This window comes from Exiguobacterium sp. s21 (assembly GCF_018617975.1).
GTDB lineage: Bacteria > Bacillota > Bacilli > Exiguobacteriales > Exiguobacteriaceae > Exiguobacterium > Exiguobacterium mexicanum_A.
On the sequence record NZ_JACSLF010000015.1, the window covers coordinates 38,442 to 53,647 of the forward strand.

Below are 15,206 nucleotides of genomic sequence, written 5' to 3' on the forward strand. Positions count from 1 at the left end.
CATTACTTCGATTCTCGGTGTGTCGTATGCGCATTGCAACGCCGACAGAACTTTTTCAGCTCGAGCCGTGTCGTCACGTCGTTTTGTTTCATAGTCGAATAACCGCTCGACCCGCAATCCGAACACGCGAGACTTACTTTCTTTGCCATTCATGAGCGCCCCTTTCGACAGCTCTCCTATAAAAAAGAGCGAAAAAAAAACGCCTCCTGTAAATGGCGTCTACGGACAAGGCGCTGCCTTAAAAGTATCACATAGGAGGCGTGCGGTCAATATCGGTTAGCTCGTCATCGTTTTGACGTCGACATGCCGCTCAAACTTTTTCTTCACGCGCTGTAACGCATTATCAATCGATTTCACATGGCGGTCGAGGTCGTCCGAGATTTCTTGGTACGAACGGCCGTCCAAATAAAGACGCAACACTTTTCGTTCCAAGTCACTCAGGAGCTCTTCCATCTTTTCTTCCATGAACAGTTGTTCTTCTCGCGTCACGAGCAAATCCTGCGGGTCCGTCGGATGCGGCGGCAAGATCACATCGAGCAGTGTCCGATCCGACTCGTCGTCAAAGATTGGCTTGTCGAGCGAGACGTAAGAATTGAGCGGGATATGCTTTTGACGGGTCGCCGTTTTGATGGCAGTGATCATTTGACGGGTGATGCACATCTCGGCAAAACTTTTAAACGAGGCGAGCCGCTCATCGCGGTAATCCCGGACACCTTTATACAGACCGATCATGCCTTCTTGCACGATGTCCTCGTGATCGGCACCGATCAAAAAGTAAGACCTTGCCTTCGCCCGGACGAAATATCGGTAACGTTCAATCAAAAACTCAAGAGCGTCGCTATCCCCCTCATTACGCGCAAGAAAGACCAGCTCTTCGTCGGACATGCTTTCAAATTGCTCGTATGGCCATCCGTTCATGTTTCATACCCCCCGGCGATTGATGAACTTATGTAAGTTTGTGCTCTCATTATAGGCGTCGGTTAAAACGACCGTCAAATAAAATTCTAAAAATTCCGTCAATTACATATCGTGTAACTCATACATCTATTAGTATACAACATTTCTTTCCAAATAAATGTCAAATTAAAAACAAAAGACGAGTCCATTTGATGAACTCGTCTGTGATATCCTTCACCGCCTCATTTACGACGGCGTATTTCTTCCAATCGGGCTCTTATGTCTGGTGAAAGGTCAATCGTTTTTCGATTCGACCGATCCTGCTCGAGTGCCGACCGTTCTTTTTCGATCAACACCTGGGCGTGCTTCCAATCCTTCAGTAACTCATTGGCAGGAACCCGGAGCGCTCCTTGTCCGAAGATAACCCACTGTTCGGTGAAGTCGTTCGTCGCGACAAACAACGTCACGAGCCGATCATCGACAAGGGCGTGCGCACGGCGTTCAATCCATTCATCCGCCGTCTCGTTTTCTTTCGTATAGACGACCGCGACACGACTCTGATTCGCTTTCGATTCCCGCCCGTATCGCATATGGGCATCGAAGACGATTGTCACTTCGCGACCCGTGACCGCTTGGTACTCGGCCATCGCTTCAATCAAATCGTTTCGTGCTTTCTCAAAATCGATGTCTCGCAGCTTTCGAAGGTGCGGCCATGCGCCAATAATGTTATATCCATCCACGAGGAGCAATTCCCGTTTCTTGATGCTCATGACAATGGGTTACGTGAGCGATGCACTTCATACAAGAGAAGCGCGGCCGCGACCGAGGCGTTCAGCGATGTGACGTGACCGACCATCGGCATGTGGACGAGGAAGTCACACGATTCGCGTACGAGGCGGCTCATCCCTTTACCTTCACTACCGATGACAACGACGAGCGGCATGTTCCCATCGAGGCGACGATAATCTTGGCTCTCGCTCGCGTCTGTCCCGACAACCCATAGTCCTTTCTCTTTCAGTTCTTCAAGCGTCCGCGTCAAGTTTGTGACGCGTGCGACCGGAATGTACTCGATTGCGCCTGTCGAAGCTTTCGCCACCGTCTGCGTCAAACCGACCGAGCGGCGCTTCGGAATGATAATCCCGTGCGCCCCGACCGCATCCGCTGTCCGTAAAATCGAACCCAGGTTATGCGGGTCTTCGAGTTCATCGAGCAGAATGAACAACGGCGTTTCTCCTTTTGACTCGGCAAGGGCGAACATATCTTCGATCGACTTATATTCGTAGGCGGCGACCGCGGCGACAACACCTTGGTGATGTTCGCTACCGGCCATTTTCTCGAGTTTCGTTTTCGGGACGAACGAGACTTGAACCGATGCCTCGTTGGCCATGCCGATGATTTGAGCGAGCGGCCCCTTCTGTTGCCCTTCCATAATAAAGACCTTGTTCATATCGCGACCGCTCCGGAGCGCTTCCATCACCGGGTTGCGCCCGTAAAGGAAGTCGATTCCTTCCTCGAGCACGTCGACTTCTTGATAGTCTGGTCGTTCTAGTTTTTGGCGCTTCGGTCGATCATTTCGTTCGCCGCGTGGACGATCAAATGAGCGTTGCTCATGCGCCCTTCCTCCGTCATGTCGTTTCGAATGACTCGGTTTCGAGCCATGTGAACGCTTGTTCGATGAGTTCTTCAAGACGATCCCTTCTTTCCATTAGATATGTGTAACCAATCAATGCTTCGAACGCTGTCGAATAGCGATACGTATGAACATCTGTCCGCTTCGGGATTGAACCGGATTTCGCGTTCTTCCCACGGCGGACGACAGCCGCTTCATCATCACTCAAGACACCTGTCTCGAGCCAGTGGGTCACGATCCCAGCCTGCGCTGCCGCATTCACGTAGCGGATGGCGCCACGGTGTAGGTCGTTCGGCTTCGTCATCCCTTGTCCGAGCAGTCGTTTGCGTACCGCCATCTCATAGACGGCGTCCCCCATATAGGCGAGGGCGAGGGCGTTCAGTTGAGGGGCGAGTTGTTTCATAACCGCTTCCACCGCACCCCTTGGGCTGTATCTTCGAGTTGAATCTTCTGTTCTTTCAAGAGATCTCGAATCTCATCGGCACGCGCGAAATTCCGCTCCGTCCGAGCCGTGTTCCGCTCTTGAATCAATTGATCAATTTCCGCGTCAAGAAGCTCTAGCTCTTTCTTGATTGTCAAACCAAGCACACCTGTCAATTCTTCGAAGAGAGCGATCACGTGTTCGAGCGTGACTTTTGAGACGTGGTCCGCCTTTGCGTAGATATTGGCTTCACGCGCCAAGTCGAATAAGACCGTCACCGCGTTCGCCGTATTGATATCATCATCCATCGCTTCGATGAACGTGGTTTTAATTGTCGCGAGCTTGCGTTCCATCGCTTCACTCGGTTCTTCAAGACCAGCTGTGACCGACAGGCGGTACGCGACGTTTTGGAATGCTTCCTTGATGCGATCCCATCCGTTCGCCGCTTGTTCAATCAACTCACGACTGTAGTTGATCGGATGGCGATAATGGACCGACAACATGAAGAAGCGGAGCACCATCGCATCGACTTCTTTCAACGCCTCATGGACGAGTAGGAAGTTGCCGAGCGATTTGGACATCTTCTCGTTCTCGATATTGATGAATCCGTTATGCAGCCAATAGTTGGCGAACTTCGTATGGTTGCACGCCTCCGATTGGGCAATCTCGTTCTCGTGGTGCGGGAACTTCAAGTCATGGCCCCCGGCGTGAATGTCGATCGTCGTGCCAAGGTGTTTTTTCGCCATCGCTGAACACTCGATGTGCCAGCCTGGACGACCTTGTCCCCATGGACTCTCCCATGCCGGCTCATCTGGTTTCGCGGCTTTCCACAAGACGAAATCGAGCGGGTCTTCTTTCTTTTCCCCGACGTCGACACGTGATCCCGCGCGTAAGTCTTCAATCGACTGCTGGCTCAATTTGCCATACGTCTCAAACTTACGCGTCCGGAAATAGACGTCCCCGCCTGCTTCATACGCAAAGTCCTGCGTCTCGAGTTCGCGGATGAATGTGATAATCTCTTCCATCGTGTCCGTGACACGTGGATGGACGTCCGCCGGCAATACGTTCAAGGCACCCGTGTCTGCCAAATACGCGTCGATATACCGATTCGTCAACGTACCGACGTCTTCTCCGAGCTCATTGGCGGTCCGAATGATTTTATCGTCGACATCTGTAAAGTTGAGGACGTATTTGACGTCATAGCCTCGATACGTCAAGTAGCGGCGGACCGTATCAAAGGCAATCGCTGGACGAGCATTGCCGACGTGAATGTAATTGTAAACGGTCGGTCCACATACATACATCGACACTTTCCCAGGTACGATTGGCACAAACGGCTCTTTTTTATTCGTGAGGCTGTTGTAAAACTGAATCATGTGTATTCTCCTCCATCCGTTTCTCTAATGAAGCAAGTTTGTCTTCTAGCTGAGCGACGGCACGTTCCAGCCGCTCTTGGCACTCGCGGTCCGGGTCGGGGAAGCGGTGATCGAGATCATGCTGCTTAACCCGTTCGCCGTTCCGGATGACGACCCGGCCTGGAATCCCAACGACCGTCGAGTCGGATGGGACGTCTTTTAAAACGACAGAACTCGCCCCGATTTTGACGCAATCGCCAATCGTGATATTGCCGAGCACTTTCGCCCCGGCAGAGATGAGGACATCATTCCCGATCGTCGGGTGACGTTTCCCTTTCTCTTTTCCCGTTCCGCCGAGCGTCACGCCCTGATAAATCGTTACATTGTTACCGATAATCGCCGTCTCACCAATGACGATGCCAAACCCGTGATCGATAAAGAGACGTTCACCGATGACCGCACCGGGATGAATCTCAATTCCCGTCAACCAACGGCTCGTCTGCGCGATTAACTTCGCCATTAACTTGACTTTGCGCGTCCATAGACCGTGCGCGATTCGATGTGCCCACAGGGCGTGTAACCCTGGATAGGTCAAGACGACCTCTATTTTTGATCTTGCGGCCGGGTCGAGTTCGAGCACGTTTCGTATATCGTCGCTCACACTTTTCCAAAATCCCATAATTGTTCTCCTTTTCCATATCAAAAACAAAGACGCCCCTGTGCCAAGGCACAGAGACGCCGTAAGCGCGGTTCCACTCTGTTTGGGAAAGTTCCCCTCTCATGTCTCGTTAACGCCGAGTCGCGGTCCCGACTACGTATCGCCGGAACGGCTCCGAGGTGCACTTCGACGGGGGACGCTTCTAGAACTTCCAGCCTAGGTTCTAGTCTCTGTTAAGTGTCATACCGCTTACTTTCCTCATCGTTGCCTTTAAGCTAATAATGTTGTGAGACGTGCCAAGACACGCTCTTTGCCAATTAGTGAAATGGCGTTCGGAAGCTCTGGTCCGTGCGTCTGCCCGGTCGTCGCGACCCGGATCGGCATGAACAAGTTCTTTCCTTTTTGGCCAGTCGCCTTTTGTGTCGCTTTCGTCGCTGCTTTGACAGCTTCCGGTGTGAAGTCTTCGATTGTTTCAAGTTGAGCCTTGAATTCGGCGAGGACAGCCGGTACCGTTTCTCCAGCGAGGACCGCATTGGCCTCTTCGTCGTATTCGACCTCGTCTTTAAAGAACAGGTCCGTCAACGTCACGATTTCAGCACCGTGTGTCATTTGTTCTTTATAGAGGGCGATCAACGCTGTCGCCCAATCGGCTTGTTCTATCGACAAGGCGTTCGGTAAACGTCCTGCTTCTTGTAAGAATGGTAAACTGAGTGCCACCACTTCGTCAAGCGAAGCCTGTTTCATATAGACGCTGTTGATCCAAGCAAGCTTCTGTTGGTCAAAGACGGCCGGGCTCTTCGACAAACGACTCGCATCAAACATCTCGATGAACTCTTCTTTCGTGAAGATCTCCTCTTCTCCGACCGGCGACCAACCGAGGAGCGAGATGAAGTTAAAGAGTGCCCCTGGAAGGTATCCGAGATCAGCGTATTGTTCGATAAACTGAATGATCGACTCATCACGCTTCGATAACTTCTTATGGTTCTCGTTATAAATCAATGTCATATGACCAAACGCCGGATAGTCCCAACCGAGCGCGTCATAGACCATCATCTGTTTCGGTGTGTTGGCGATATGATCATCCCCGCGCAACACGTGGCTGATTTTCATCAAGTGATCGTCGACGACGACAGCGAAGTTATACGTCGGGATGCCGTCCTGTTTGACGATGACCCAGTCTCCGAAGTCTTTCGACTCGAACGAGACGTCGCCTTTGACGACATCGGTCCACTTATATGTGACCGACTCTGGTACACGAATCCGAATCGACGGTTTACGTCCTTCGGCTTCGAACGCAGCTTGCTCTTCGTCGCTCAAGTTACGATGTGCACCCGAATACCGCGGTGCCTCGCCGCGTGCGATTTGAGCCTCACGCTCCGCCTCGAGTTCTTCAGACGTCATATAGCACTTGTATGCGAGCCCCTTGTCCATCAACTCGTTCACGTATTGATTGTAAAGGTCGAGGCGTTCCATTTGGAAGTACGGGCCGAAGTCGCCGCCGCGGCCTGGGCCTTCATCCCAATCGATGCCGAGCCATTCCAAGTATTTCATTTGGCTCTCGACACCGTTCTCGACGTTCCGTTTCTGGTCCGTATCCTCGATTCGGAGAATCATCTTCCCGCCAGCATGGCGAGCATATAAATAGTTAAATAGCGCGGTCCGGGCGTTCCCGATATGAAGGTGACCCGTCGGACTCGGCGCATAGCGTACGCGCACTTCACTCATAATATTTCCACCTTTCTTCTCTTCTGCCCAAATAGTATACCACTTTTGTCAAGCGCGGTTGAGCAGGATGACCGCCTGAGCGGCAATTCCTTCTTCACGTCCGGTGAAGCCTAGCTTTTCAGTCGTCGTCGCTTTGACGTTCACTTGGCTGATGTCCGCTTCGAGCAACTCGGCGATGACCGCTCGCATATCGTCGATGTACGTGCGAAGCTTCGGCCGCTCCGCCATCACTGTCGCATCGACGTTGCCGAGCACATAGCCTTCTGCTTTGACGAGTTGCCACACGTGTTGTAACAATACTTTCGAGTCTGCATCCTTAAACTCAGGGTCCGTGTCCGGGAAATGCTTGCCAATATCGCCCGCTGCAATCGCCCCGAGCGCCGCGTCGGCAATCGTATGCAACAAGACGTCCGCATCTGAGTGGCCAAGTAGACCGCGGTCATGCGGAATCTCGATTCCTCCTAAAATAAGCGGACGCCCTTCCGCGAACGCGTGTACATCAAATCCTTGTCCGATTCTCATCGATAATCCTCCTTCGTTAAAATCGCTTCTCCAAACAATAAATCTTCTGGGGTTGTCATTTTAATGTTGTGGTAATCCCCCGGGATAATCGTCACCCGTTGCCCGGTCCATTCGAATAGACTGGCATCATCCGTGCCGATAAAACGAGCAGCTTCTGCCCGCTCATGGGCGGCTTGAATGGCGCCTGCCGGAAACGCTTGGGGCGTCTGCGCCAACCATAGTGCCTCACGCGGCACCGTCTGCGTGATGTGTCCGTCCATCACTTGTTTCACCGTATCTTTGACCGGAACAGCGAGAATCGCCCCTGCCGTCTTGGCCGCTTCGGCGATGGCATGAAGTTGGTCAAGGCGCACAAATGGCCGTGCCCCGTCATGAATCAAGACGACATCTTCGGGATTGACGACTTGCAATCCGGCTCGAACGCTCTGTTGTCGTTCTTCCCCACCCGTCACGTATGTAATCGGGGTCTCTAAATGATGCAACTGTCGCTCGAACCACCCTTGTTCCTCAGGGCGCACTGCGAGCACGATGCGCTCACACCATGCATCTTTCGAGAACGCTTCGACCGTCCATACGATAATCGGCTTCCCTTGTAACGTCAGCATCAATTTATTCTCATCGGCTCCCATCCGCTTCCCTTTCCCTGCGGCTGGGATGACCACTGTATAACGCACCATTCCATTCACCTCTGTTCGTGAAAAAAGAGAGCGCTAATGCGTCTCTTTTTCCATGCTTATTCAGGACGCGCAAAAATCATACGGCCAGCCGATGTTTGAAGAACGCTCGTCACGACAACAGGCAATGTCTTCGAAATCAACTTGCGCCCACCTTCAACGACGACCATCGTGCCGTCTTCGAGGTACGCGACGCCTTGATTTTGTTCTTTACCTTCTTTAATGACCGTCACGACCATCTCTTCCCCCGGGATGACAATCTGTTTGACTGAATTTGCCAAATCATTAATGTTCAGCACAGGGACATTTCGAACTTCGCACACTTTATTCAAGTTGTAGTCGTTCGTGACGACAATCCCTTTTTTCAATTCGGCCAACTTGATCAATTTAATGTCCACTTCGGCGACGTCTTCAAAGTCCCCATCATAGATTTCTACTTCGATGCGGTCGTTGTCTTGTAACTCCTTCAAAATATCAAGACCGCGACGACCACGGTTCCGCTTCAACGTATCCGACGAATCGGCGATATATTGAAGCTCGCCGATGACGAATTGTGGCACGATGAGCGTGCCTTCGATGAAACCGGTCTTCGAAATGTCGGCGATCCGACCGTCGATAATGACGCTCGTATCCAAAATTTTATCGTTCGAGCGGCGCAACGGTTCTGCTTCCGGCTTCTCGCGTTCACTCTTGACGAACAGTTTAATCCATTCGTTCCGCTTCCGATAGCCGACAGCGAAACCGAAGTACCCGAACAAGGCGGTCACGAAAATCGGTACGATTTTGCTGAGTAAGAAGATATTTGTTACTTCTAATGAGACACTGATCAAAAAGGCAATCAACAAACCAATAATCAATCCGATCGACCCGAACAAAATATCACCGACCGGTAAACGGACGAGCCGTTCTTCAACAAAACGGATAAATTTAACGACCCCATCTGTCAAGAATAAACTAAGAATGAAGAAGATAAGTCCACCAATCAAACTAGCCACATAAGGAATCGTCAACCAAGCCGGTACATTCACTCCGAGGTCACCTAACAGCAACATCGCTTCGATAATACCGAACCAACCGACGACGAGTCCGATTAAAATAAATCCGATTCGTACAGCAATCTTCACTCATTCCACCTCCTTTATTATGAATTAAAATTTCAAGAAATTAACACTTTCATTGTAACATGGTTTTTTTGAAAGCGTTCGTTACAAAGCGTTAAAAACTGCCGGAAGCGCCCCGTCAGAACGGGATGGCAAGTTGGAGCGCTTCATCGACAGTACTGACACCGACGACATCGATACCAGGTGGGGCCGTCCAGCCCCCGAGGTTATTTTTCGGGATAATCGCCCGCGTAAATCCGAGCTTCGCCGCTTCGGCGACACGCTGTTCAATCCGTGACACCCGACGCACTTCCCCGGTCAATCCAACTTCGCCGATGCACACATCCGTCGGACGGGTCGGACGATCGCGGAAACTTGACGCGATCGAGATACAAATCGCCAAATCGATCGCAGGCTCATCCAACTTGACACCGCCCGCCGCTTTTAAATAAGCATCTTGCGTTTGGAGTAAAAGCCCTGATCGTTTCTCAAGGACGGCCATGAGGAGCGCGACCCGGTTCTGGTCGATCCCTGTTGCCATCCGACGTGGATTTCCGAATGAGGTCGGGGAAATTAATGCCTGCAGCTCGACGAGCACCGTCCGCGTCCCTTCCATCGACGCGACGACAGTTGAGCCCGAGACACCGGCAGTCCGTTCTTCTAGGAAAATTTCAGACGGATTGAGCACTTCTTCGAGACCGCCTTCCTTCATTTCAAAGATACCGATCTCGTTCGTCGATCCGAACCGATTTTTGACGGCCCGTAAAATACGGAACGTGTGGTGACGTTCGCCTTCAAAGTAAAGGACGGCATCGACCATATGCTCGAGCAGACGAGGTCCCGCAATCGAACCTTGTTTCGTCACGTGACCGACGATAAAGACGGCAATTCCACGGGTCTTGGCGATTTTCATGAGCGCTGCCGTACATTCCCGAACTTGGGCGACACTACCTGGCGCCGACTGGATCTCATCCATATAGACGGTTTGAATCGAGTCGATAATGACGAACCCTGGTTCCTCTTCATCGATGACCCGTTCAATCATCAACATATCCGTCTCCGCGAGGACATATAAGTCCTCGGTCGGGAGGCCGAGCCGCTCGGCGCGAAGTTTCGTCTGTTTGAGCGATTCTTCCCCGGAAATATAGAGCACTTTCCGTCCACTGTGCGCCAAATGGGCGCTCACTTGAAGCAAAATCGTCGACTTTCCGATTCCCGGATCGCCACCGACGAGGACGAGTGAGCCTGGAACGATTCCGCCCCCGAGCACACGGTCAAACTCTTGACTATTCGTATGGACGCGCGTCTCTTCTTGCGACACAACGTCCGACAGACGTTCTGGCTTCAACTGCCTCGAGGAGCTATGGACGAAGGCGGCCCCCCGCTTTGCCTTTTTCTCTTCGACAAACTCTTCAACGAGTGTGTTCCATTCATTACATCCTGGGCAACGCCCCATCCATTTTGCGGATTCGTACCCGCATGACTGACATACGTATTTCGTTTTAATTTTTGCCATGATGTTCCTTTCCGTCTAAAAAAGCTCCCTCATATGAGAGAGGGAGCCTTGTAGTTACTGAACGACACCTTCATTACGGACGACGAATTCGCCGTCTTGTACATCGAGCGCCACTATGCTGCCTTTTGTGATGCTGCCGCTGAGCATCGCCTCTGAGAGTCGGTCCTCAACCTCACGCTGGAGCGCACGGCGGAGTGGACGAGCCCCGTATTCCGGGTCGTACCCGACTTCAGCGATTTTCTCGAGCGCTGATTCGGTGAGACTGAAATCAATGCCTTGTTCTCCGAGACGTTTCGTAAGTGTCTCGGCCATAAGTTTGACAATTTCTTGGATGTGCTCTTTTTGGAGCGAGTGGAAGACGGTGATCTCGTCAATCCGGTTCAAGAACTCGGGACGGAACGCTTTTTTCAACTCTTCCGTGACTTTGTCTTTCATTTCGGTATATTCACGTTTCACATCATCTTCAACCGTGAACCCGACATATTTGTTGCGTTTGAGGGCTGCCGCACCGACGTTTGACGTCATGATGATGACCGTGTTCCGGAAGTCGACCGTACGCCCTTTCGAGTCAGTCAAGCGACCGTCATCGAGCACTTGAAGCAAGATGTTGAACACTTCAGGGTGGGCCTTCTCAATCTCATCAAGCAAGATGACCGAATATGGCTTGCGACGAACCTTCTCAGTCAATTGACCACCTTCTTCATAGCCGACGTAACCTGGAGGCGATCCGACGAGACGGCTCGTCGCGTGTTTCTCCATATACTCAGACATGTCGATTCGGATGATGGCGTCTTCGTCACCGAACAACGCTTCAGCCACGGCACGAGCCAACTCGGTTTTCCCGACACCAGTTGGTCCGAGGAATACGAACGAACCGATCGGACGTTTCGGATCTTTCAATCCGGCACGAGCCCGGCGAATCGCCCGCGAAATCGATTTGACGGCCTCATCTTGACCGATGACCCGCCCGTGGAGAATCGATTCAAGTTTGAGGAGACGATCTGTCTCTTCTTCGGCAATCTTCGTCACCGGGACACCTGTCCAGTTGGCGACGACTTGCGCGATATCTTCTTTCGTTACTTCGAGTTTTTCGTTCCCTTGCTTATTCTGCCATTCCGACTTGAGCTGTTCGAGCTCATCCCGAAGTTTCTGCTCGGTATCACGTAACGAGGCAGCCTTCTCGAACTCTTGACTCTGTACAGCCGAATCTTTCTCTTTGCGAATCGACTCAAGACGAGCCTCGAGTTCTTTCAAATTCGGCGGTGCCGTGAACGAACGAAGTCTTACTTTCGAAGCAGCCTCATCGACGAGGTCGATCGCTTTATCCGGAAGGAAACGGTCCGAGATGTAGCGGTCCGAGAGAACGACGGCTTCATGAATCGCTTCATCTGTGATCGTGACGCGATGGTGCGCCTCGTAACGGTCACGTAACCCGAAGAGGATTTGTTCTGCCTCATCCGTTGTCGGTTCATTGACTTGGATCGGTTGGAACCGGCGTTCTAGTGCCGCATCTTTCTCGATATACTTCCGGTACTCATCAAGTGTCGTCGCTCCGATACATTGGAGTTCACCACGTGCGAGTGACGGTTTCAAAATGTTCGACGCGTCGATTGCGCCTTCAGCGCCGCCAGCTCCAATCAATGTGTGCAATTCGTCGATGAAAAGAATGACGTTCCCAGCTTGGCGAATCTCATCCATTACCTTTTTCAATCGGTCCTCAAATTCACCGCGGTATTTCGTTCCAGCGACGAGTGTTCCCATATCAAGTACCATGACACGTTTATTACGAAGAGTTTCTGGAACTTCGTTATTAATGATCTGTTGAGCGAGACCTTCGACGACTGCCGTTTTCCCGACCCCTGGTTCCCCAATGAGGACCGGGTTATTTTTTGTCCGGCGAGACAACACTTCGATGACGCGTTGAATCTCGCCAGCGCGGCCGATGACTGGGTCAAGACGCGACTCACGCGCCTGTTGGGTCAAGTCACGGGCCAAGCCGTCTAGCGTTGGTGTCGCGGCACTCGTTCCAGGTTGTGACGCATTAGAAGATGACTCCGTGTTTCCTAAGAGTTGAAGTACTTGCTGACGTGCCTTCGTCAAACTGACACCAAGGTTATTCAAGACACGAGCCGCCACACCTTCACCTTCACGAATCACGCCGAGTAAAATGTGCTCGGTGCCAACGTAAGAATGTCCAAGTTTTCGAGCCTCATCCATCGAGAGTTCGATTACTTTTTTTGCACGCGGTGTATAGTGAATCGTTGAGCCGTTTTCTGATCCACGGCCAATGAGTGCCTCTACTTCTTGTTGAATCTTTTCAGACGTGAGTCCGAGGGCGAACAGTGCTTTAGCAGCAATCCCTTCCCCTTCACGGACGAGTCCGAGTAAAATATGTTCCGTACCAATATTATGATGGCCAAGTCGTACCGCTTCCTCTTGTGCTAAAGCTAATACGCGCTGAGCTCGTTCTGTAAATCGACCAAACATCATTGACAAAACCTCCTTAAAGTTGGATCAAACTAAGCCATGATCTAACGTTCGACGAACGAGAGTCGCTCGTTCGCGATCTCGTTCTTTCGTAGATAATGTTTTCCCGAAATGTTTTTGTAGGAAACCTGATTGAAGCTTTACAATTAATTCGTGAAACTGAGGTGGACTCCAGTCGGACAAAATACCAAGGTCACTCGCCAAATGCAAATCCGACAGACGTTCAATCGCTTCTGTCGATGATAACAGTTTCGCATAACGTAAAATTCCGTATGAGCGATAAAACTGGTCCTCTAACTCGTCTTGGTTACGGGCCAGTAGCTCTTCCCGTGCTTGTCGTTCCGCCTGAATGACTTGCTCCGTAACTTCCATAAAATCTGTCAACAACTGTGATTCATGACTGCCGAGTGTGCGTTGATTCGATAATTGAAACAATCGTCCCGCCGCGTCGCTACCTTCTCCATACCGTCCCCGAATCGTATATCCGAGCTTGCGAAGCTCTTTCAATATAGGAGTAATTCGCCCTGTCAACGTTAGCCCTGGAAGATGGAGCATCACTGACGCTCGAAGTCCTGTACCGATATTACTTGGACAAGTCGTTAAATATCCGAGCTGTTCGTCATATGCGTATGGGAGAGATTCGCCACAGAGAACATCGACTCGTTTCGCGAGTTCAAACGCTTCTTCCACTTGATAACCCGGGAGTAACGTTTGAATTCGTAAGTGATCTTCCTCATTAATAAGCACACTGATCGTTTCATCTTCACTTAACAAGACGGCACTTTCTTCTTTTCCAGCAATCGTTGGGCTAATCAAATGTTTTTCAACGAGTGCTTGTCGTGTCACTACATCGTAAGTGCCCATGTGCAAATATTCGAAGCCTTGCAATCCGCCAAGTGACGTTTCAACACGTTGACAAAGCTGATGTTGACTTTCTTTAGATAAAACCGGAGAAAAGACTGTATCTTTTAAGTTACGCGCTAGACGGATACGAGTGGAGATGACTAAGTCATCAAGTTTCGCTCGCTCTTTCATCTTCGGACCGAGTGGATGCTTGAGAAATGGTTCCATCATGCCTCACCTTGTCCTTTCAGCTGAATTATTTCTTTTTTAATTCGCGCTGCACGTTCATAATCTTCTTGTTCGACGGCTCGTTGTAACTCCCCTGCTAACTTTTGGAGTCGCTCTTCGATTCGCTCGTCGGGTGTGCGCAAGGCATCAGGCATCGAACCGACGTGAACATCATGGCCTTGCTGGTACTGCCGAGTGATTTTAATCAGTTCATCACGAAATACCGTATAACAAGTAGCGCATCCAGCTTTTCGTAAATGAGCCAGCTCGTTTTGTGTCAGTTGACACGTGGGACAGCGTTTCACGACCGGTACATAACCTGACATGATTTCTACTGTACAATTACGACATAGTTTACGCGTTACAGGAATTCCATTCTCCACTACTTGAATTTCATTGACGGCAGGTCGCCGTTTGCATCGTTCACATAGCATAGATGTATGCCTCCGTCAGTCAATGGTAACTAAGTAATTTCATTAATGCGAGTAACTGTTGTCTTCGAATCAAGTGTCGATCTTCAGCGTTCAAGCCGAGCGCTTCATCTGACAACAAGTGGTACAGCAAACGAACTTCTCGTTCACTTAACATTCCTTCTTCAAACAAGCGAATCAATATATTCTCGACAAGTTGTTCAGAAAGACGAGGATGATCGTGTAAAATATCCATCAAACTAGCCAACACGTCTTGTTTTTCATGCAAAATCACACGACGAATGCGAATGTATCCTCCGCCTCCACGCTTACTTTCGACCAAATATCCCTTTTCGACCGTAAAACGCGTGTTGATGACGTAGTTGATTTGAGACGGAACACACTCGAAACGCTTAGCGATATCTTGCCGTTTAATTTCAATCGCTTCGGCCTGGCTCTCCTTCAGCACTTGTTTTAAATACTGTTCGATTACATCCGATATGTTTCTCATCTCCACCACCCTCTGACCATCTTTGACTTTTGACTATATTCTATCATTGATTCAAAAAAAGGCAAACGAAAAGCGATGTCGCAGTTGCGACATCGCTAGATATACAAAAAAAGAACGACCAAGCGGATGCTTGATCGTCTTTCGCGTTGGCCTGGCAACGTCCTATCCTCACAGGGGGAGACCCCCAACTACTTTCGGCGCTGAAGCGCTTAACTTCCGTGTTCGGCAT

General features: G+C 50.7%; 16 protein-coding genes, 1 rRNA gene and 1 other annotated feature. All 17 genes read right to left on the reverse strand.

The features are described from left to right. Positions 1 to 2: 2 nt before the first annotated feature. Positions 3 to 149, reverse strand: a complete 147-nt coding sequence (gene rpmG, locus KNP06_RS13935; protein ID WP_214789426.1) for a 50S ribosomal protein L33 — start codon at positions 147 to 149, stop codon at positions 3 to 5. Between the two features lie 127 nt (positions 150 to 276). Continuing rightward, the gene (gene sigH / locus KNP06_RS13940; RefSeq protein ID WP_034781729.1) at positions 277 to 918 is read right to left on the reverse strand and encodes an RNA polymerase sporulation sigma factor SigH; all 642 of its coding nucleotides are present in this window, start codon (positions 916 to 918) and stop codon (positions 277 to 279) included. Positions 919 to 1,139: 221 nt separating this feature from the next. Beyond that, entirely contained in the window at positions 1,140 to 1,667 is a 528-nt protein-coding gene (locus KNP06_RS13945) for a YacP-like NYN domain-containing protein (RefSeq protein WP_034781731.1), read from the reverse strand. Continuing rightward, positions 1,664 to 2,416 (reverse strand): 23S rRNA (guanosine(2251)-2'-O)-methyltransferase RlmB, encoded by a 753-nt coding sequence (gene rlmB / locus KNP06_RS13950; RefSeq protein ID WP_034781752.1) that lies wholly within the window; start codon positions 2,414 to 2,416, stop codon positions 1,664 to 1,666. Before rlmB ends, KNP06_RS13945 begins: the two co-directional genes overlap by 4 nt. A gap of 106 nt (positions 2,417 to 2,522) precedes the next feature. Continuing rightward, positions 2,523 to 2,930, reverse strand: a complete 408-nt coding sequence (locus tag KNP06_RS13955) for a Mini-ribonuclease 3 (RefSeq protein WP_138858558.1) — start codon at positions 2,928 to 2,930, stop codon at positions 2,523 to 2,525. After that, complete coding sequence (cysS, locus tag KNP06_RS13960; protein WP_214789429.1) at positions 2,927 to 4,324, reverse strand: cysteine--tRNA ligase; 1,398 nt, start codon at positions 4,322 to 4,324, stop codon at positions 2,927 to 2,929. The genes KNP06_RS13955 and cysS overlap by 4 nt, the downstream gene beginning before the upstream one ends. Next, a complete protein-coding gene (gene cysE, locus KNP06_RS13965; protein ID WP_138858556.1) occupies positions 4,293 to 4,982 on the reverse strand; it encodes a serine O-acetyltransferase in 690 nt (229 codons plus the stop codon). Before cysE ends, cysS begins: the two co-directional genes overlap by 32 nt. A gap of 49 nt (positions 4,983 to 5,031) precedes the next feature. Further along, positions 5,032 to 5,235 (reverse strand) — a binding site (T-box leader). Then, positions 5,232 to 6,689 (reverse strand): glutamate--tRNA ligase, encoded by a 1,458-nt coding sequence (gene gltX, locus KNP06_RS13970; RefSeq protein ID WP_214712664.1) that lies wholly within the window; start codon positions 6,687 to 6,689, stop codon positions 5,232 to 5,234. It overlaps the preceding feature by 4 nt. A 45-nt stretch (positions 6,690 to 6,734) precedes the next feature. Then, on the reverse strand, positions 6,735 to 7,208 hold the full coding sequence (gene ispF, locus KNP06_RS13975; RefSeq protein WP_021066582.1) for a 2-C-methyl-D-erythritol 2,4-cyclodiphosphate synthase: 474 nt from the start codon (positions 7,206 to 7,208) through the stop codon (positions 6,735 to 6,737). Then, the gene (ispD, locus tag KNP06_RS13980; RefSeq protein ID WP_138858554.1) at positions 7,205 to 7,882 is read right to left on the reverse strand and encodes a 2-C-methyl-D-erythritol 4-phosphate cytidylyltransferase; all 678 of its coding nucleotides are present in this window, start codon (positions 7,880 to 7,882) and stop codon (positions 7,205 to 7,207) included. Before ispD ends, ispF begins: the two co-directional genes overlap by 4 nt. Positions 7,883 to 7,941: 59 nt before the next feature. Continuing rightward, positions 7,942 to 9,006 carry a PIN/TRAM domain-containing protein gene (locus tag KNP06_RS13985; RefSeq protein WP_034781740.1) on the reverse strand — a complete coding sequence of 355 codons (1,065 nt, stop codon included), beginning with the start codon at positions 9,004 to 9,006 and terminating at the stop codon, positions 7,942 to 7,944. A gap of 115 nt (positions 9,007 to 9,121) precedes the next feature. Then, the gene (gene radA / locus KNP06_RS13990) at positions 9,122 to 10,498 is read right to left on the reverse strand and encodes a DNA repair protein RadA (protein WP_034781742.1); all 1,377 of its coding nucleotides are present in this window, start codon (positions 10,496 to 10,498) and stop codon (positions 9,122 to 9,124) included. Positions 10,499 to 10,552: 54 nt separating this feature from the next. Next, a complete protein-coding gene (gene clpC, locus KNP06_RS13995) occupies positions 10,553 to 12,988 on the reverse strand; it encodes an ATP-dependent Clp protease ATP-binding subunit (RefSeq protein ID WP_214712658.1) in 2,436 nt (811 codons plus the stop codon). 24 nt (positions 12,989 to 13,012) lie between these two features. Then, positions 13,013 to 14,056, reverse strand: a complete 1,044-nt coding sequence (locus KNP06_RS14000) for a protein arginine kinase (protein ID WP_214789432.1) — start codon at positions 14,054 to 14,056, stop codon at positions 13,013 to 13,015. Next, positions 14,056 to 14,490, reverse strand: a complete 435-nt coding sequence (locus KNP06_RS14005) for a UvrB/UvrC motif-containing protein (protein ID WP_034781746.1) — start codon at positions 14,488 to 14,490, stop codon at positions 14,056 to 14,058. Before KNP06_RS14005 ends, KNP06_RS14000 begins: the two co-directional genes overlap by 1 nt. Positions 14,491 to 14,509: 19 nt before the next feature. Beyond that, positions 14,510 to 14,977 carry a CtsR family transcriptional regulator gene (locus KNP06_RS14010; RefSeq protein ID WP_114166644.1) on the reverse strand — a complete coding sequence of 156 codons (468 nt, stop codon included), beginning with the start codon at positions 14,975 to 14,977 and terminating at the stop codon, positions 14,510 to 14,512. A gap of 149 nt (positions 14,978 to 15,126) precedes the next feature. Next, positions 15,127 to 15,206, reverse strand: a 5S ribosomal RNA gene (gene rrf / locus KNP06_RS15530); the annotation flags it as partial.